The following is a 16,586-nucleotide window of genomic DNA, read 5'->3' on the forward strand; positions in this document are numbered from 1 at the left end:
GAAGCCGACGAACCGGACCTCGGCCGGAAGAGTTACGTAAAGGCACGCAAAACACTCAGAGGGGTTTACAACGGCACCGTAGGTGGCATGTCGATTTCGCCGACGTGCGAATCCCCGAGCGCACACTGAGCGAAAGGCCTTGGCGCTTATGAACACCACGGTCAGCTGCGAGCTGCACCTGCGCCTCGTTGTGTCGAGCGAGTCCTCACTGCCCGTTCCCGCAGGACTGCGGTATGACACGGCCGATCCCTACGCCGTGCACGCCACCTTCCACACCGGAGCCGAGGAAACCGTCGAGTGGGTGTTCGCCCGCGACCTGCTCGCGGAGGGCCTCCACCGGCCCACCGGCACCGGTGACGTCCGAGTCTGGCCGTCCCGGAGCCACGGTCAGGGTGTTGTCTGCATCGCCCTCAGCTCCCCAGAGGGCGAGGCCCTGCTCGAAGCCCCCGCACGAGCCCTGGAGTCCTTTCTGAAGCGAACGGACGCCGCCGTGCCACCCGGCACGGAACACCGCCACTTCGATCTCGACCAGGAACTGTCACACATCCTGGCGGAAAGCTAGGACGAGGGTCCCCCACTGAGCCGCCCGGCGCCGTCCACTCGGGGAGACGGCTCGGGTGACAACCGCATATGCACACCGCCGCCGCCCCGCGGGTTCCCGCGGGGCGGCGGCGGTGCGTCCGCATGTCCTTCCCGGGCCACTGCCCCCACCCTCGCCGGCCGTCGGCGCCCACCTCCGTCGCTGTGAGCCACTACCATCGGCCAGCATCGGCGGCGGGCGCCCGCCCGACCGCCCAGGCAGGCCAGGGAGAGCAACGTGCTGATCACCCACGACACCCGGTGCGCCCTCGACACCGTGGTCGATCTGGTGAACACCGCGCCGGAGGACGACTCGGCGGACGGGCTGCCCGATGTCGACGCGCTCGAAGATTTCGTACGAAACCACAACATCAGTGACATCGGTGTGCTGTCGGAGTTCGATCTCGCCGCCGTGCGCAGGATCCGCGGACGGTTCGCCGGGGTGTTCGCGACCCAGGAGGCCCGGACCGCCGCCGCTGTCATCAACGAGCTGGTCGCCGCCGCGGGCACCACGCCCCGGCTCACCGACCACGACGGCTACGACTGGCACGTGCACTACTTCGCCCCCGGCGCGTCCATCGCCGACCACCTCGCCGCCGACTGCGGAATGGCGCTCGCGTTCTTCGTGGTCGCCGGCGAACAGGAACGGTTGCGGCGCTGCGAGGCCCCGGACTGCCGGCACGCCTTCGTCGACGTCTCCCGCAACCGGTCGCGGCGCTACTGCGACAGCCGGACCTGCGGAAACCGGCTCCACGTGGCGGCCTACCGGGCGCGCCGCAAGGAGTCGGCGGGCTGACGAGAGGGAGAGCGGACGGGCAGGAGACCTGACCCAGGTGCTGACGCAGCCCCCGGCGGGTGGCGCCGGGGACTGGCGTGTACAGCTCATAGCAACAGCAGATCATGCAACGAAGCCATGAGCAGCAGACACCCGATCACCGCAAGGAAGATCATCAGCGGTGGCTGGGAAAGGGCGAAGAGGCACCCGCGCGGCTCGTCCTTCGGCGGCACGGCCTCGCTCTGTGTTGTGTCCAGCATCTCGCCGCGATGATGACGCAGCCGACACCCTCTACGCGATCAACACGCCCGGAATGCGCGGTAGTTCGCCGAATTCCGCAATGTCCGCAGCGAGTCATGATCGCTTCCGAGCGGCCTCCGTCGCCTCCCGGCCGTTTGTGTCGTTTCAGTACGTCACCTGTCGTACCCCGTCATACGCGGCAATTCTTCATATCCCGTGCTTCTTCAGGATCGCCTCAAGGTCACTGAAGTCGTCCCCGGCACCACCACCGCGCGGCTTGGCCGCGGGCCGGGCCGCCGGGCGGGAGGCCTTGCCCCGCTCCTGCCCCAACGAGGGCGCGGAGGCCGCCGGAGCCACCGCCTCGCGCCGCGCGGCCTGTATCTCTCCGTGCTCCTGCCGGATGCCGCCCCTTCGCCGCTCCACCGCGCGGGTGGTCGTGAAGAGCAGCCAGGCGCCGCCGAGCACGCCGAAGCCCGCCCAGGCGGAGGGGCTGAAGGCGGTGTCGGCCGCCCAACCGACCACGCCGGTCATCACCAGGCCGACGGGAACCAGCGAGTACGCGGCGATACGGGCAGCCGCGAGAAAACGCTTGCGGTACGCCGTGACCACCGCGATGCCCAGGCCGGCCGCGGAGACGGCGGAACAGACGGTCTCGGCAATCATCCGGTCCTCCAGGCAGGGTTCGGTCGCGCAGGGTGCGCTTCGTCCCTTCCATCCTGCACCTCCCGGTCCTCCGGATGCCATGCTCCGGCCCGACATCAGGGACATCTCCGGGTCGGCTCCTCCACAGGTCCCTGTGCCCCTCGTACGACGGACCCGGCCGCGGCTGGGAAACTGGTGTCCATGAGCGACTCATCCCCCGCGCCCACCGGCACTCCTGCCCCGGCCTCCGTCCCCGTCCTGGACATCTGGTGCGAGCTCCAGTGCCCGGACTGCCACACCGCCCTGGACGACGTACGCGCGCTGCGTGCCCGCTACGGCGACCGGCTGGAGCTGCGGCTGCGGCACTTCCCGCTGGAGCGGCACAAGCACGCCTTCGCCGCCGCGCAGGCCGCCGAGGAGGCGGCGGAGCAGGGGCAGGCGTGGCCGTACGTCGAGGCCGTGCTCGGCCGGGTCGAGGAGCTGGACCGTAAGGGCGAACCCTTCCTGGTCGCGGTGGCCGGTGAACTCGGCCTGGATGCCGAGGAGTTCGACACCGCGCTGATCGACGGCCGGCACATCCTGATCGTCGACGCCGACCAGGCCGAGGGCAAGGCCATCGGCGTGACCGGCACACCGACGTACGTCATCGCAGGTGAGCTTCTCGACGGCGGCAAGAGCCAGGAAGGGCTGCGGGAGCGGATCGAGGGGATCGTGGACCGCCTGCTGGCCGGGCAGGACGCCTGACGCTGCCCACGCCCGGAGGTGGGCGACCGTGGGCCTACAGCAGGTCCTTGTACATGTGGTGGGTCACCGTCGCGTACCCCAACGACTCGTAGAGGCGTTCCGCCGGGCTGTTGCCCGCGAAGACGTTCAGGAAGATGTCCGGCCGGCCGCCGGCGATCGACTGGGCCTCCGCCAGGAGCATGAGGGTGCGGCCGTGACCTCTGCCCCGGTGGTCTTCGTCGATCAAGACGTCGTAGACGAAGCTCACGTTCTCGCGGGAGCCCAGCCACAGGGTGCCGACCCGGGTGCCCTCGTGTTCCAGGACGCTGAGTGTCATGCCCTCGCTGGCCACGCCCCGCGGCAGCAGTTGCTCGTGGTCCCGTGCCGCCTTGGCGTGTGCCTCCGCCGGCGGCATGCCCCGCTCGATCCAGCTCTGCGCGTAGCTCAGCCGGCCCGCCGCGTCCCACACCACGAACTCGGCCTGTGTCATGGGCCGACCGCGGCTACCGGCGGGCAGTTCGGGCGGGCCGGCGCCGAGCGCCTTTTCCATGTGGCGGTTGCGCAGCACGTAGCCGAGCGCGGTCGCGAGCCGCAGGGCCGCCGGTGCGTCGCCCGGGACGGCCACCTCGAGGCGCCGGCATCCCCAGCCGCGCGCCACCTCCTCCGCGGCGAGCGCGGCCACTGTGGCCCGGCCGCGCCGTCGGTCGCGTTCGTCGATGTGGAGATCCAGGATCTTCGCCACCGAGTCGCCGAAGGTGGGGTTGGTGGCGAGGTGGATCGAGCCGGCGGGACGGCTGTTCACGCACACCTGGTAGCGGCGTGAACACCCCCCGTCGGCCTCGCGCTGCAGCGGCTCGGTCGGCCGCAGGGTGGTGGTCATCAGGGGTGTTCTACCCGCTGCGGAGTCCGGTGTCAGCTTCTTTACATGCGGCTTTCCCCAAGCCTCCCCGTCGATCAGGGGTCGAGGTCGTCCGCGGCCCGCTCGTCGAAGACCCGCATCGCCTTGGCCGTCACCGGGCCCGGTGCGTCCGGGAGTTGGCGGTCGTCGACGCGCCGCACGGCCTGCACGTCCCTCAGGGTGGACGTCAGGAAGATCTCGTCGGCGTCTTCGAGGACGGCGAGCGGCAGGTCGGTCTCCTTGGCGCCCGTCCACTCGACGACGAGGGCACGCGTGACACCGGCGAGGCAGCCGGAGGCGAGCGGCGGGGTGTGGATCTCGCCGTCCAGGACGACGAAGACGTTCGACCCCGTCCCCTCGCACAGCCGGCCGACCGTGTTGCCGAACAGCGCCTCGGACGAGCCCTGTTCGCGCGCCCTGGCGAGAGCGACGACGTTCTCGGCGTACGACGTGGTCTTCAGGCCGGTGACGGCGCCGCGTTCGTTGCGCGTCCAGGGGACCGTGATCACTGCGGTCGAGTCGGGCCACCGGGCGGACTCACCGACGGCGACGACCAGGGTCGGGCCGTGCTCCCCGCGGTCGGAGCCGAGGGGGCCGTGACCGCCGGTGTACGTGATGCGCAGGCGGCCCAGTGGCATCGGATTGGCGTCGAGTACGGCCGTACAGGCGCGGCGGACCTCGTCGAGGTCGGGGTCGGGCAGGCCGAGGCCGCGGGCCGAGCGGGTCAGCCTGTCCAGGTGCCGGGTGAGCGCGAACGGCCGGCTCTCGACGGCCTTCACCGTCTCGAAAATGCCGTCGCCCACGGTCAGTCCGTGGTCGAACACGGAGACACGGGCGGTCTCGATGTCCTGCAACCCGCCGTCGAGCCATAGCTTCACGTCAACGATCCCTCTCCACTGGCCGCATACGCCCCCGACGCTACCGCGAGCAGCCGGGAAGCCTTGAGCTCGGTCTCCCGCCACTCCGCCTCGGGGTCCGAACCCCAGGTGATGCCCGCTCCGGTGCCGAAGCGCAGCATGCCCTCGGCCCGGTCGATCCAGAACGTGCGGATACCGACCGCCAGTTCGCCCGTGCCCCGGTCCGCGTCGACCCAGCCGATGCCTCCGCAGTACGGCCCCCGGGGTGCCGTCTCCAGGGCGTCGATGATCCGCAGGGCGCTCGACTTGGGCGCGCCGGTGACCGAGCCGGGCGGAAAGGCCGCCGCCAGCAGTTCAGGCCAGCCGGTGTGCGGGCGCAGCTCGCCCCGTACCGTCGACACGAGATGGACCAGCCCCGGGTGCTTCTCGACGACGCACAGTTCGGGGACGGTCACCGAACCCGTCGCGCAGACACGCCCGATGTCGTTGCGGACCAGGTCCACGATCATCACGTTCTCGGCGTAGTCCTTCTCCAGGAGGTCCGCCTCGGTGCGTCCGGTGCCCTTGATCGGGCCCGATTCGACGGTTCGGCCGGCGCGGCGGAGGAAGAGTTCGGGGGACGCGGTGGCGATCTCGACGCCCTGCGCGGGCAGGCGGATCGTTCCTGCATACGGTGCCGGGTTGCCGTACGCCAGCAGTGAGGTCAGTGCGTCCACATCCGCGCCGGGCGCGACGGGCGCGGACAGTACCCGGCAGAGGTTCGCCTGATAGACCTCGCCGGTCGCGATGTGCTCCCGGATCCGGCGCACCCCCGCCGTGTACGCGGCGCGGTCGAGGGATGACGTCCAGTCACCGGCGGCCGGACCCCGCCACTCCCCCGGTCCCGGCTTCGGCGCGGGCACCGGTTCCGCTCGTACGTCCCGGAAGCGGGCGCAGGTCAGACGGCCGCCGTAGTCCGCCGACACTGCCCAGAAACCGGTGGAGTCGAGGGCAGCGGGATCGCTGGTGACATCGAGGAGACCGGTGGCGACGAGACCGCCGAAGCGGGCGAGAGGAGCGAGATCGGACACACCGCCGAGTCTATGGCGGGTGTCCTGCGGGTGCCCTGACCATTGCTTCGAGCGGGCACAGCGCAGCACGCTGCACAAACGCGTTTTTGTGCTGGCACCGGAATCCGCTAGAGTTCAACTCGTCGCCGGGTCGCGAGAGCGCACCGAAACGATATGCGGACGTAGCTCAGTTGGTAGAGCGCAACCTTGCCAAGGTTGAGGTCGCCAGTTCGAACCTGGTCGTCCGCTCGCAGGAAGAGGGGGATCTTCCCGAACCCCCGCACTCCTGGTGGAGTGGCCGAGAGGCGAGGCAACGGCCTGCAAAGCCGTCTACACGGGTTCAAATCCCGTCTCCACCTCCAAGGACGATTAGCTCAGCGGGAGAGCGCTTCCCTGACACGGAAGAGGTCACTGGTTCAATCCCAGTATCGTCCACTGGTCCGCAAGGACCTTGATCCGCAAGGGTCCCCGCGCGATTAGCTCAGCGGGAGAGCGCTTCCCTGACACGGAAGAGGTCACTGGTTCAATCCCAGTATCGCGCACGCGGTAAGCACGAACCACGGCCTTCGGGTCGTGGCCCCGAGGACGATTAGCTCAGCGGGAGAGCGCTTCCCTGACACGGAAGAGGTCACTGGTTCAATCCCAGTATCGTCCACACACCGAAGAAGCCCCCGGCCGTCTCGTACGGCCGGGGGCTTCTTCGTGGTTCAAGCCAGTTGTTCTGGCCAGTCGTTCCGGTCAGCTGGAGAACAGCATGTGGCCGAAGCTCTTGTGGCGCTTGTTGCCGTGGTGACCGCCATGGCCGCCGTAGTGGCCGCCCTGCGGGGCACCCCAGGCGGGGGCGGGAGCGGACGGGTAGGCCTGCGGGGCCTGGGGCGGCGGCGCGGCGGGCCCCGCCCACTGGGTCTCCACGCGGGTCAGCGCCTCCAGCTCGCCGTAGTCGAGGAAGATCCCCCGGCAACCGCTGCACTGCTCGATCTGGACTCCGTTGCGGTTGTACGTGTGCATCGGCGCATGGCACTTCGGACACTGCATGCTCGGCTCAACTCCTCGCCGTCGGTACTGCTTCTTGATCAGATACTGCTTCTTGATCCGGTTTTGCTTCTCGCCAGGACAGACTCGGTCCGGCTCCGGTCGGTTGCACCCTACTTCGTGTTTTCGTGGGCCAACTCGGGTGGTACCGAACCCATTCGGGCACAGGCGTCGACCACGGCCTGCTGTACGTCGTCCAGCGGGCGGTCCGCCGCCGTCGCCTTGACGATCGCCAGGGCGGCCGTCTGCACGGTGAGGGCGCGGGCGGCGATGTCCAGGGCCGGCCAGGGGTCACCGTCGGCGGGGACCGCCGGGCCGCCCGCTGTGCGGTAGGCGGTCAGGAAGCGGGTCCACTCGTCGGGCGGGAGCAGTCCGCAGGCGTACCAGGCGGCCGGGCGGGCCAGGTCCCAGGCGGGGGCACCTACGCCGAGGTCGTCCACGTCGATGAGCAGCCAGGGCCCGTCCGGGGTGGGGTGGCGCACGAGCTGGCCGAGGTGGAGGTCGCCGTGGCAGAGGGTCGTGGGGGCTCCTCGGCCGGGGAGGTCGGGGGCGGGGGCCTCGGCTCTGGCCCAGGCCGGGAGGCTCGCCCAGGCGCGCAGGACGGGCTCGGTGGCCGGCTGCGGGGTGGTGGCCCGGAGGCGGGCGATGGCGCGGGCCGCCTTGGCCGGGCCACGCATGGGCGGCAGGCCGGGCGGGGCGGGGGTCCGGTGGAGGCGGGCGAGGAGGGTGGCGGCCTCTTCCCAGGGGGCCGCGTCCGGGTCCTCCGGGTCGACCGGGTCGCCGTACGGCCAGAACGTCACGAGTCTGCCGTGCAGGTCGACGGGCGTCGGGCTGAGCGGGGGCAGGAGTACGCCGGGGAGGCGGGCGGCGAGGGTGAGGCGGGCGGCGAGTTCGATGGGGGCGGTGTCCGGGGCATGTGCTTTCGCGACGGTGTCCGCGTGGCGGACGACGGTGCCGTCGGGGCGGTCGGTGAGGGTGGCTGCGCCGCAAGGGCAGGGGCGGGGGTGGCTGCGTGAGTGGGCCTTGGCCTTGGCTCGGGTGGTGAGGTCGGAGAGCAAGGGGGTGGCGGTCACGGGGCTCCCTGAAGCGTGGGTGGGTCTGGTCGCGAGGGTACGGGCCGGTTGCGGTGGGTGTTTCGCCCCCGCCGCCCCTACCCGTCCCGTCCCCAGGGGCTCCGCCCCTTCGACCCCGCCGGGGGCTGCGCCCCGGACCCCCTTCGGCCTGAACGGCCTCGTCCTCAAACGCCGGACAGGCTGATATGCCTGGGCCAGGGCTGAGAAGGGCAAGGCAATGCCCGCGCAGCTCCCCAGCTGCGCGGGCATTTTTTGCCGTCCGCCGCACCCCCGTCCCCACGGGGTTTCATGGGTGGATGTCCCCGCCCGGACCGCTCTTCCGGGCCTGGGGTCGCCGCTCAGCGCCCCAGCATCACTCCCACGGACGACGCTTGTGTGACCACTGCTTCCCAGCCGCCGAAGACGACCACGAGCAGGGCTGCCAGGGGGAGGACCATGGCCGTCGCCACCAACGGGTGGCGTTGGCCCTGTCGGCGCGGACGGAACGCGGCGATGTACGCCTTGCGTCCCTGTGTGCGGAGCGCCGTCCGCGATGCCGTGTGGGCCATTGGTCCCTCTCCTGACCGTTCTTCTGTTGGTTGGCAGCGGCGGGTGTCTGACCTCGGGGGACGAGTGCTGCCACCCGCCGCTTGACCTCAAATCTAGGCTGCCGACGCGTACCGGTCGTCATGCCCTCGTACCGATTGCCGGGCCTCCCGGAGGATGACCTGTGACCTGCGGAGTACTCCCCTGGGTGGAGACGGGGTCCCAGGTCTCAGGGTCTTCCCGGAAGGGGCGCCCGGTGTGTCCCTAGTGTTCCGAGCTGTCCTCCCTCGGCACGGGCTGCTCGACCAGCGCCAGGACACGGTTCGCCATGAAGCGGGCAGTGCGGACAACTGTTCCGTTCCTGGTGACTTCGCTCACTTCCACGACACCTCGGCGTACCGCCGTCTCCACCCTGCGGCCCGCCCTGCTGGCCACCACCTCATATGTACGTGTCGTGTCCCCGGCATCCACCACTATCTCCACGCGGTCACCCTCCACGGGTCCAATCCCCCTTCTGCGACGGGTGGTTGGGATCACACGCGCCGTCAAGCCGCCCTGTTCGCGCGTTCCCTGACCACCTTTCAAGTCTCCCACCCGGCACTGACAATCCATCGGGACGAGAGGGCGCGGCCTCTGCGCGCACCCGGCCATGGAAACGTAAGCTGTCGCTCGTCAAACGGACCGGGCAGCGGGGATGAACATGGCGATGATGCGCCTGAGGCGCGAGGACCCGCGCGTCGTCGGCTCGTTCAGGCTTCACAGACGGCTCGGCGCGGGCGGGATGGGCGTCGTCTACCTGGGCTCCGACAAGCGGGGGCAGCGGGTCGCGCTGAAGGTGATCCGGCCCGATCTGGCGGAGGATCAAGAGTTCCGTTCCCGGTTCGCGCGCGAGGTCTCGGCGGCCCGGCGGATCAGGGGCGGGTGCACGGCGCGGCTCGTCGCCGCGGATCTGGACGCGGAACGGCCGTGGTTCGCCACGCAGTACGTGCCCGGGCCCTCCCTGCACGACAAGGTCGTCGACGAGGGATCGCTCACCGCAGCCGACGTCGCCTCCATCGGCGCCGCCCTCGCCGAGGGGCTGGTCGCGGTGCACGAGGCCGGTGTCGTGCACCGGGACCTGAAGCCGTCCAACATCCTGCTGTCCCCGAAGGGGCCGCGGATCATCGACTTCGGCATCGCCTGGGCGACCGGGGCCTCAACACTCACCCATGTCGGTACGGCGGTCGGCTCGCCCGGCTTCCTCGCACCCGAACAGGTGCGCGGCGCGGCGGTCACACCGGCCACGGACGTGTTCTCGCTCGGCGCCACCCTCGCGTACGCCTCGATGGCCGACTCGCCCTTCGGGCACGGCAGTTCCGAGGTGATGCTGTATCGGGTGGTGCATGAAGAGGCCCACCTGCAGGGCGTTCCGGACGCGCTGGCACCCCTCGTACGGGCGTGTCTGGCGAAGGATCCGGAGGAGCGGCCCAGCACGCTCCAACTGTCGCTGCGGCTCAAGGAGATCGCGGCGCGCGAGGCACAGGGCATGGCGGACTCACGGCCGCCCGGGCCGCGTGCGGCCGAGGCGGAGCGGCCGACGGGGCGGCTCACCGAGAGCTATCCGGACCAGCGGCCGCCCTATCACTCCCAGACCCAGCACCACTCGCAGTCCCCTTCCCCGTCACAGTCCCAGCGACGTCCGCAGGGGCCGGCCTCAGGGGCATCCGGGTCGCGCGGCGGCGTGCCGTCACGGGGTGGCGGCGGTGCTTCGCGGGGGGACAGTCCGTCGCGGGGTGGCGGGGCCTCGCGCGGTGGTACCGCGTCGTCGCGTTCCGGGGCACGGCCGGTTCCCGGGGCGCGGAACACGAACCGTCCCGGTCCGCGCAGTGGCACCGGGCGTCCGGCGCCGCGTGGCACGGGGACCGGGCGGCGGCCCGCCAATCCGCGGCTGCTGCGCCAGCGGCTGTTCGTGTTCGTCGTGGTGACTCTGTTGGTGGCCCTGGGGATCGCGGCGGCTCAGGGGTGCCAGGGGCCCAGCCGTGGGCTCGGGGACGACAGCGGCCGTGGCGGAGGCGGGCAGCAGCGGCAGGTGCAGGTGCGGCCGGACGACAAACCCGGTGGTGCCGGGGGGCCGTTGGTATCCGCTCCGCCCCGGTCCAGCTCGGACGCGAACTCCGACTGACGTCCACCGGGGCTTCGGATTCGGAGCCCTGCCCGTCGGCCCACCCGGCTAACTCGGCCCAGGGGTGGGCCGGCCCGTCGCCACCGCGTAGAAGGCGACCGCAGCCGCCGCGCCCACGTTGAGGGAGTCGACGCCGTGGGCCATCGGGATGCGGACCCATTCGTCGGCTGCCACCAGGGCCTGGGTGGAGAGGCCGTCGCCCTCCGCGCCGAGCATCAGGGCGACGCGGTGCATCTTGTGCGGGGCTGTCTCGTCGAGGGTCTTGGCCTTCTCGTCCGGGGTGAGGGCCAGGAGCGTGAAACCCGCCTCGCGGACCGAGTCCAGGCTCTTGGGCCAGGTGTCCAGACGGGCGTACGGGACGGAGAAGACCGCGCCCATCGAGACCTTGACGCTGCGTCGGTACAGGGGGTCCGCGCAGTCCGGGGAGAGCAGGACCGCGTCCATGCCGAGGGCGGCGGCGCTTCGGAAGATCGCGCCGATGTTGGTGTGGTCGTTGACCGACTCCATGACCACCACCCGGCGTGCGGTCTGCAGGAGTTCGTCCGCCGTCGGGAGCGGTTTGCGCTGCATGGAGGCGAGGGCGCCACGGTGCACGTGGTAGCCGGTGACGCGTTCGGCGAGCTCCGGGCTGACCGCGTACACCGGGGCCGGGAGTTCGTCGATGACGTCGCGCATGACGTCGACCCACTTCGCGGACAGAAGCATCGAGCGCATCTCGTAACCGGCGTCCTTGGCCCGTCTGATGACCTTTTCGCCCTCGGCGATGAAAAGGCCTTCAGCGGGCTCGCGTTTGCGGCGCAGTTCGACGTCGGTCAGGCCCGTGTAGTCGTGCAGGCGCGGGTCGTCGGGGTCCTCGACGGTGATGAGATCGGCCACAGGGGTGATACTGCCTTGTCCTGGGTGCGGTGCCAACGGTTGGGAACGGATTGTGTTACCCGGGGTTACACCGATGCCTCCGGGCCTACGTTCACGACGGCGCCGATCACGATCACCGCGGGGGGCTTCACGTCCTGCGTACGGACCGTCTCCGCGACCGTCGCGAGGGTCGCGTCGACGCGGCGCTGGGCCGCTGTCGTGCCCTCCTGGATCAGGGCGACCGGCGTGTCCGCGGACTTGCCGTGCGCGACCAGGGTCTCCGCGATCCGGCCGATCTTGTCGACGCCCATGAGGACGACCAGCGTGCCGGTCAGCTTCGCGAGGGACGGCCAGTCGACGAGGGAGCGTTCGTCGTCGGGGGCGACATGGCCGCTGACCACCGTGAACTCGTGGGCGACCCCGCGGTGCGTGACCGGGATACCGGCGGCGCCCGGGACCGAGATCGAGCTGGAGACACCGGGGACGACCGTGCAGGCGATGCCCGCCTCGGCCAGCGCCTGGACCTCCTCCATGCCGCGGCCGTAGACGTACGGGTCGCCGCCCTTCAGCCGTACGACCCGCTTGCCCAGCTTCGCGTGTTCGATCAGCGCGTTGTTGATGGCCTCCTGGGCCATGTAACGGCCGTACGGGATCTTCGCGGCGTCGATCACCTCGACGTGCGGGGGCAGTTCGGCGAGGAGGTCGCGCGGGCCGAGCCGGTCCGCGATCACCACGTCCGCCTCGGCGAGCAGGCGGCGGCCCCGGACCGTGATCAGGTCCGGGTCGCCGGGGCCGCCGCCGACCAGGGCGACACCGGGGGCGCGGGTGCGGTGGTGGGGCGCGACGAGCGTGCCGTCGCGCAGGCCCTCGACGACCGCGTCACGGATGGCGGCGGTGTGGCGGGGGTCGCGCCCCTTGACGTCCGTGGTGAGGACGGCGACCGTGACGCCCTCGCTGTGGCCGGTGGCCGGTGTCCAGGCCGTCGCCGCGTCGGCGTCGTCGGAGCGGACGCACCAGACGCGGTGGCGTTCGCCCTCGGCGGAGGCCTGGGCGTTGGCCTGCGCGTCGCTGGTCGCGATCAGGGCGTACCAGGCGTCCGCCAGGTCACCGTCCGCGTAGGGGCGGCGCTCCCAGGCGAGTTCGCCCGCGTCCGCCATCGCCTCCACCGAGGGGGTTGCCTCCGGCGATACGAGGAGGATGTCCGCGCCCGCAGCGATGAGGGCGGGCAGGCGGCGCTGGGCGACCTGCCCGGCGCCCAGGACCACCACTCGGCGGCCGGTGAGGCGGAGGCCTACGGGGTAGGCGGGGTGTTCGGCCATGGGGGTGCGGCTCCCTCGTGCGGCGGTTCTGATCGGAGCCCTGTGTCTTTGTCTCGGGCACGGTTCCTGACGTGCGCATTTTACGGTGCGGGTGGGAGTTCTTCTTCCTCCGGGCCCGCCCCTTCCCGATGCCGGCGGGCCCGCGTGCGGCTACTTCTCCGTCACTCCCGCCGAGTCGAACGTCGCCACCTCGTGCATCGCCCTCGCCGTGCTCTGGACCATCGGGAGGGCCAGTAGCGCGCCCGTGCCCTCGCCCAGGCGGAGGTCCAGGTCGATCAGGGGGCGCAGGCCCAGCTTGTTCAGGGCCGCCACATGGCCCGGTTCCGCGCTGCGGTGGCCCGCGATGCACGCGGCCAGGACCTCGGGGGCGATCGCGCGGGCCACCAGGGCAGCGGCGCCGGCGCTGACGCCGTCCAGGATCACCGGCGTACGGAGTGAGGCGCCGCCGAGGAGCAGGCCGACGATGGCTGCGTGTTCGAAGCCGCCGATCGCCGCCAGGACGCCGATCGGGTCGGTCGGGTCCGGCTGGTGGAAGTCGATGGCACGGCGGACGACCTCGGTCTTGCGGGCGAGGGTCTCGTCGTTGATGCCGGTGCCCCGGCCGGTGACCTCGGCGGGGTCCGTGTCCGTGAAGACCGAGATCAGGGCCGCCGACGCCGTGGTGTTCGCGATGCCCATCTCGCCCGTGAGCAGGGCCTTGTTGCCGGCCGCCACCAGGTCGCGGGCCGTCTCGATGCCCACCTCGATGGCCGCCTTGGCCTCCTCACGGGTCATCGCGGGGCCGGTCGTCATGTCGGACGTGCCCGCGCGGATCTTGCGCGGCAGCAGACCGGGGGTGGCGGGCAGGTCCGAGGCGACGCCCACGTCGATGACGCAGACCTCGGCGCCCACCTGGTTCGCGAAGGCGTTGCAGACCGCGCCGCCACCGAGGAAGTTGGCGACCATCTGGGCCGTCACCTCCTGCGGCCAGGGGGTGACTCCCTGGGCGTGCACTCCGTGGTCGCCCGCGAAGATCGCGACCGCGGCGGGTTCAGGGATCGGGGGCGGGCACATCCGGGACAGCCCCGACAGCTGCGCGGAGATGATCTCCAGCATGCCGAGCGCGCCCGCCGGCTTCGTCATGCGCTTCTGGCGCTCCCACGCCTCGCCGAGCGCCTTGGCGTCCAGCGGGCGGATGTTGGCGACGGTCTCGGCGAGCAGGTCGTGCGGCTCCTCACCGGGCAGCGCCCGACGGCCATACGTCTCCTCGTGCACGACCCATGACAGCGGGCGGCGCTTGGACCAGCCCGCCTGCATCAGCTCGGGCTCCTCCGGGAACTCGTCGACGTAGCCGACGCACAGGTATGCCACGACCTCCAGGTGCTCGGGCAGGCCAAGCGCCCGGACCATCTCGCGCTCGTCGAAGAAGCTGACCCAGCCGACACCGAGGCCCTCCGCGCGGGCGGCGAGCCACAGGTTCTCGACCGCGAGCGCGGAGGAGTAGGGGGCCATCTGCGGCTGGGTGTGCCGGCCGAGGGTGTGACGACCGCCGCGGGTCGGGTCGGCGGTCACGACGATGTTCACCGGGGTGTCGAGGATGGCCTCGATCTTCAGTTCCTTGAACTGCTTCGCCCGGCCCTTGGGCAGCGACCTGGCGTACGCCTCCCGCTGTCGCGCGGCCAGTTCGTGCATCGTGCCGCGTGTCTCCGCCGAGCGGATCACGACGAAGTCCCAGGGCTGCGAGTGGCCGACGGACGGTGCCGTATGGGCCGCCTCCAGCACGCGCAGCAGTACGTCGTGCGGGATCGGGTCGCTGCGGAAGCCGTTGCGGATGTCCCGGCGCTCACGCATCACCCTGAGCACGGCCTCGCGCTCGACGTCGTCGTAACCGGGGGCGGCGGGGCCGGTGGACTGTCGTACGTCTTCCAACGGCGCCGTGCTCTCTTCGCTCCCTTCGCTCCCTTCCTGGTCGTCCTGGTCGGCGGCCCTCGTGTCCAGGTCCTCCGCCTGCTGTGCCATCTCCACGACGTCAGGGTTGGGGGCGAGGGCGGGTTCGGGCTCCTCGGCCAGGGCCGCAGCCACTGGTTCGGGGGTCGCTTCCTCCTCCTGCAGGGCCGGGTCCTCGGTTTCCGCCGCTTCCGGCTCCGGTTGCGGAGTCCGGAGGGTGAGCGCCGGTGCGGGCACGGGTTCCTCCTCCGGGGGAAGGACGAGCGCGTGCGGGGGCGTCGGGGCCAGGTACGGGGCGGGGAGCACCGCGCCGTCCACCGGGACGAACTCGCCGACCTGCTCGACGAACGGCTCGGCGAACGGCTGCTCGGCCGGCAGGTGGGTCTGGTCGGCCGGCTCGGCGAACAGGGCGGGTTCCTCGGCGGGCTGCGCGTACTGCTCGGCGACGGGGGTTGCGGCGACAACGGGTTCCGGGGCAAACGCCTCCGCCGGTACTGCCTCGTACAGGGGTTCCGCGAGCGTGGCGGCCTCGGTCACCTGGGCAGCCGTGTCCGCCAGTTGGGACGCCGGGTCCGCGAGCTGGGCAACCGGGGGCTCCTCCTCGGCGGGCGGGGCCGGGAACTCCCCTACGGGGACACCCGGAGCCTCGACCTGCGCGCCGGGGTCCACCATCTGCGGGTCGCTCTCGGGGACGGCCTGCGGGGCCATGTGCGTGGCGGCCTCCTCGTAGGCCTCGGGGGCGAACTGAGCCTCCGGCGCCATCGGGACGTCCGGCACGAACTGCTCGTCCGGTACGACCGACTCTTCCGGAACGACCGTCGCGGCCAGTACGGGCTCCGCCTCCGGAAGCAGGGGTTCCGCCTCCGGTACGACGATCGGGGCGTCCTCGGGCTGCGTGACAGCGCCCTCGGTCTCCTGCTGAGCGTGCGGCGGCTCGGGGGCCGCCGGGAAACCCACGGCGCCGGCCTCGGGGCCCCCGGCTGCGGGGAACTCCACGGCGGGGTCCGGGATCCGGGGGGCCTCGAAGGTGTACGCGTTCTCCGGCGAGTGAGCCGCTGAGGGAGCGGCGGGCTCGGGCGTCTCGTAGGTGTTCTGCGGCTCCTCGTACGAGGCTTCCGGAGTCGCTTCCTGGAACACCGGCTCGGGCTCCGTCGACTCCGGGACCTCGGCCGTCTCGGACTCCGGTTCCGGTGTCGGGGTCTCCGCCAGAAGTGGAGCAACCGTTTCCGCGGGGTGCGCCGCCTCGCTCACCAGCGGCTGGGCCGGCGCGGCCTGCACCGCTGTCCGAGCCGGAGCCTGGGCGCCCCACGGAGATGCGCCCTGAGGGGCCGCTTCGGCGAGCAGAGGAGGCGCGTCGAGGTATTCGGGGCCGGCGGTCTGCGCGGGCGTTCCGAACTGGCGTACCGGTGCGGGCATGCCCGCCGGGCCGCGGTCGGCGAGGGAGCGGACCGGGCTCGCGGAGGCGTCGGGGGTCGGCGGGCCGAGGTGCAGCGGGCGGCGGGGCGTGATCGGCGTCGGCGCCGGGGAGACGGCGGTCTGGGTCGCCAGCCGGACGGCGCTCAGGTCGACCGAGCCGCTGTCGCGGCCACCGGTCTCGTGCGGGCCGGGCTCGTGCACGGCCTCGACGACGGGCGCCGGGACGGGTGGAGCGACCTCGTTGCCCCACGCGCTCTGGGCGCCCGGGAGCAGCAGCAGGTCTTCGTCCTCGGCGGTGGTTTCGGAGAGGTAGGTGTACGCACCGTGCGTGGGAACGCCCGGCTGTTCCACCATGCCTGCGTTCTCCGGCAGCCCCTCGGCCGGGACCTGGCCGGTGTCGGTCATGCGTACCCCTCGCCCATCGGTTAGTGCTTCTACGACCAGCTCACCCGTCACGGCTCACCGATCGCCCCGTAGTGAAGAACGAGCATGCGCGCCCAGCGGCACGAACGACCC

The 16,586-nt window shown here is 71.5% G+C and carries 16 protein-coding genes and 5 tRNA genes; 9 read left to right on the top strand and 12 right to left on the bottom strand.

Features of this window, described 5'->3' with window-relative positions:
* Positions 1-148: 148 nt before the first annotated feature.
* Positions 149-562, top strand: a complete 414-nt coding sequence (locus G3I71_RS15585; protein WP_004002642.1) for an SsgA family sporulation/cell division regulator — start codon at positions 149-151, stop codon at positions 560-562.
* Between the two features lie 255 nt (positions 563-817).
* Positions 818-1,375, top strand: a complete 558-nt coding sequence (locus G3I71_RS15590) for a CGNR zinc finger domain-containing protein (RefSeq protein ID WP_164315111.1) — start codon at positions 818-820, stop codon at positions 1,373-1,375.
* An 86-nt stretch (positions 1,376-1,461) separates the two neighbouring features.
* On the opposite strand, the gene G3I71_RS50330 is transcribed toward G3I71_RS15590, so the two are convergent.
* Together G3I71_RS50330 and G3I71_RS15595 are read right to left on the bottom strand one after the other, a co-directional pair.
* Positions 1,462-1,614: a hypothetical protein gene (locus tag G3I71_RS50330; RefSeq protein ID WP_006375961.1), complete on the bottom strand. Its 153-nt coding sequence runs from the start codon at positions 1,612-1,614 to the stop codon at positions 1,462-1,464.
* Between the two features lie 187 nt (positions 1,615-1,801).
* Positions 1,802-2,257, bottom strand: a complete 456-nt coding sequence (locus G3I71_RS15595; RefSeq protein WP_164315112.1) for a hypothetical protein — start codon at positions 2,255-2,257, stop codon at positions 1,802-1,804.
* A 180-nt stretch (positions 2,258-2,437) separates the two neighbouring features.
* On the opposite strand from G3I71_RS15595, the gene G3I71_RS15600 reads away from it, so the two are divergent.
* Positions 2,438-2,980 carry a DsbA family protein gene (locus G3I71_RS15600; RefSeq protein ID WP_164315114.1) on the top strand — a complete coding sequence of 181 codons (543 nt, stop codon included), beginning with the start codon at positions 2,438-2,440 and terminating at the stop codon, positions 2,978-2,980.
* Positions 2,981-3,014: 34 nt separating this feature from the next.
* Here the strand turns inward: G3I71_RS15600 and G3I71_RS15605 are convergent, their stop codons facing one another.
* From G3I71_RS15605 to G3I71_RS15615, 3 genes are all read right to left on the bottom strand, one after another.
* Positions 3,015-3,839, bottom strand: a complete 825-nt coding sequence (locus G3I71_RS15605; RefSeq protein ID WP_164315116.1) for an N-acetyltransferase — start codon at positions 3,837-3,839, stop codon at positions 3,015-3,017.
* A 74-nt stretch (positions 3,840-3,913) separates the two neighbouring features.
* The gene (locus G3I71_RS15610; protein WP_164315118.1) at positions 3,914-4,735 is read right to left on the bottom strand and encodes an aminodeoxychorismate lyase; all 822 of its coding nucleotides are present in this window, start codon (positions 4,733-4,735) and stop codon (positions 3,914-3,916) included.
* Complete coding sequence (locus tag G3I71_RS15615) at positions 4,732-5,784, bottom strand: chorismate-binding protein (RefSeq protein WP_164315120.1); 1,053 nt, start codon at positions 5,782-5,784, stop codon at positions 4,732-4,734. Before G3I71_RS15615 ends, G3I71_RS15610 begins: the two co-directional genes overlap by 4 nt.
* 155 nt (positions 5,785-5,939) lie before the next feature.
* On the opposite strand from G3I71_RS15615, the gene G3I71_RS15620 reads away from it, so the two are divergent.
* The 5 genes from G3I71_RS15620 to G3I71_RS15640 all read left to right on the top strand — a co-directional run bounded on the left by G3I71_RS15620 (position 5,940) and on the right by G3I71_RS15640 (position 6,418).
* A tRNA-Gly gene (locus tag G3I71_RS15620) sits at positions 5,940-6,012 on the top strand.
* A 39-nt stretch (positions 6,013-6,051) separates the two neighbouring features.
* Positions 6,052-6,125, top strand: a tRNA-Cys gene (locus tag G3I71_RS15625).
* Between the two features lies 1 nt (position 6,126).
* Positions 6,127-6,198, top strand: a tRNA-Val gene (locus G3I71_RS15630).
* Between the two features lie 35 nt (positions 6,199-6,233).
* A tRNA-Val gene (locus tag G3I71_RS15635) sits at positions 6,234-6,305 on the top strand.
* A 41-nt stretch (positions 6,306-6,346) separates the two neighbouring features.
* Positions 6,347-6,418, top strand: a tRNA-Val gene (locus G3I71_RS15640).
* An 83-nt stretch (positions 6,419-6,501) separates the two neighbouring features.
* On the opposite strand, the gene G3I71_RS15645 is transcribed toward G3I71_RS15640, so the two are convergent.
* The 4 genes from G3I71_RS15645 to G3I71_RS15665 all read right to left on the bottom strand — a co-directional run bounded on the left by G3I71_RS15645 (position 6,502) and on the right by G3I71_RS15665 (position 8,891).
* Complete coding sequence (locus G3I71_RS15645) at positions 6,502-6,798, bottom strand: zf-TFIIB domain-containing protein (protein ID WP_164315122.1); 297 nt, start codon at positions 6,796-6,798, stop codon at positions 6,502-6,504.
* A 110-nt stretch (positions 6,799-6,908) separates the two neighbouring features.
* Positions 6,909-7,868 carry an aminoglycoside phosphotransferase family protein gene (locus G3I71_RS15650; protein ID WP_164315124.1) on the bottom strand — a complete coding sequence of 320 codons (960 nt, stop codon included), beginning with the start codon at positions 7,866-7,868 and terminating at the stop codon, positions 6,909-6,911.
* A 338-nt stretch (positions 7,869-8,206) separates the two neighbouring features.
* On the bottom strand, positions 8,207-8,416 hold the full coding sequence (locus tag G3I71_RS15660; protein ID WP_006375967.1) for a hypothetical protein: 210 nt from the start codon (positions 8,414-8,416) through the stop codon (positions 8,207-8,209).
* Between the two features lie 241 nt (positions 8,417-8,657).
* Positions 8,658-8,891, bottom strand: a complete 234-nt coding sequence (locus tag G3I71_RS15665) for a hypothetical protein (RefSeq protein ID WP_164315127.1) — start codon at positions 8,889-8,891, stop codon at positions 8,658-8,660.
* A gap of 196 nt (positions 8,892-9,087) precedes the next feature.
* Between G3I71_RS15665 and G3I71_RS15670 the strand changes: the two genes are divergently transcribed.
* Positions 9,088-10,554: a serine/threonine-protein kinase gene (locus G3I71_RS15670; protein ID WP_164315129.1), complete on the top strand. Its 1,467-nt coding sequence runs from the start codon at positions 9,088-9,090 to the stop codon at positions 10,552-10,554.
* Between the two features lie 48 nt (positions 10,555-10,602).
* Here the strand turns inward: G3I71_RS15670 and G3I71_RS15675 are convergent, their stop codons facing one another.
* The 3 genes from G3I71_RS15675 to cobT form a co-directional block, all read right to left on the bottom strand.
* A complete protein-coding gene (locus G3I71_RS15675; RefSeq protein WP_164315130.1) occupies positions 10,603-11,430 on the bottom strand; it encodes an RNA methyltransferase in 828 nt (275 codons plus the stop codon).
* Between the two features lie 65 nt (positions 11,431-11,495).
* Positions 11,496-12,728, bottom strand: coding sequence for a uroporphyrinogen-III C-methyltransferase (gene cobA / locus G3I71_RS15680; protein WP_164315132.1), 1,233 nt, complete (start codon positions 12,726-12,728; stop codon positions 11,496-11,498).
* A 150-nt stretch (positions 12,729-12,878) separates the two neighbouring features.
* Positions 12,879-16,475 (bottom strand): nicotinate-nucleotide--dimethylbenzimidazole phosphoribosyltransferase, encoded by a 3,597-nt coding sequence (cobT, locus tag G3I71_RS15685; protein WP_164315134.1) that lies wholly within the window; start codon positions 16,473-16,475, stop codon positions 12,879-12,881.
* Between the last annotated feature and the right edge of the window lie 111 nt (positions 16,476-16,586).

This window comes from Streptomyces sp. SID12501 (assembly GCF_010550245.1).
In the GTDB taxonomy this organism is placed as follows: domain Bacteria; phylum Actinomycetota; class Actinomycetes; order Streptomycetales; family Streptomycetaceae; genus Streptomyces.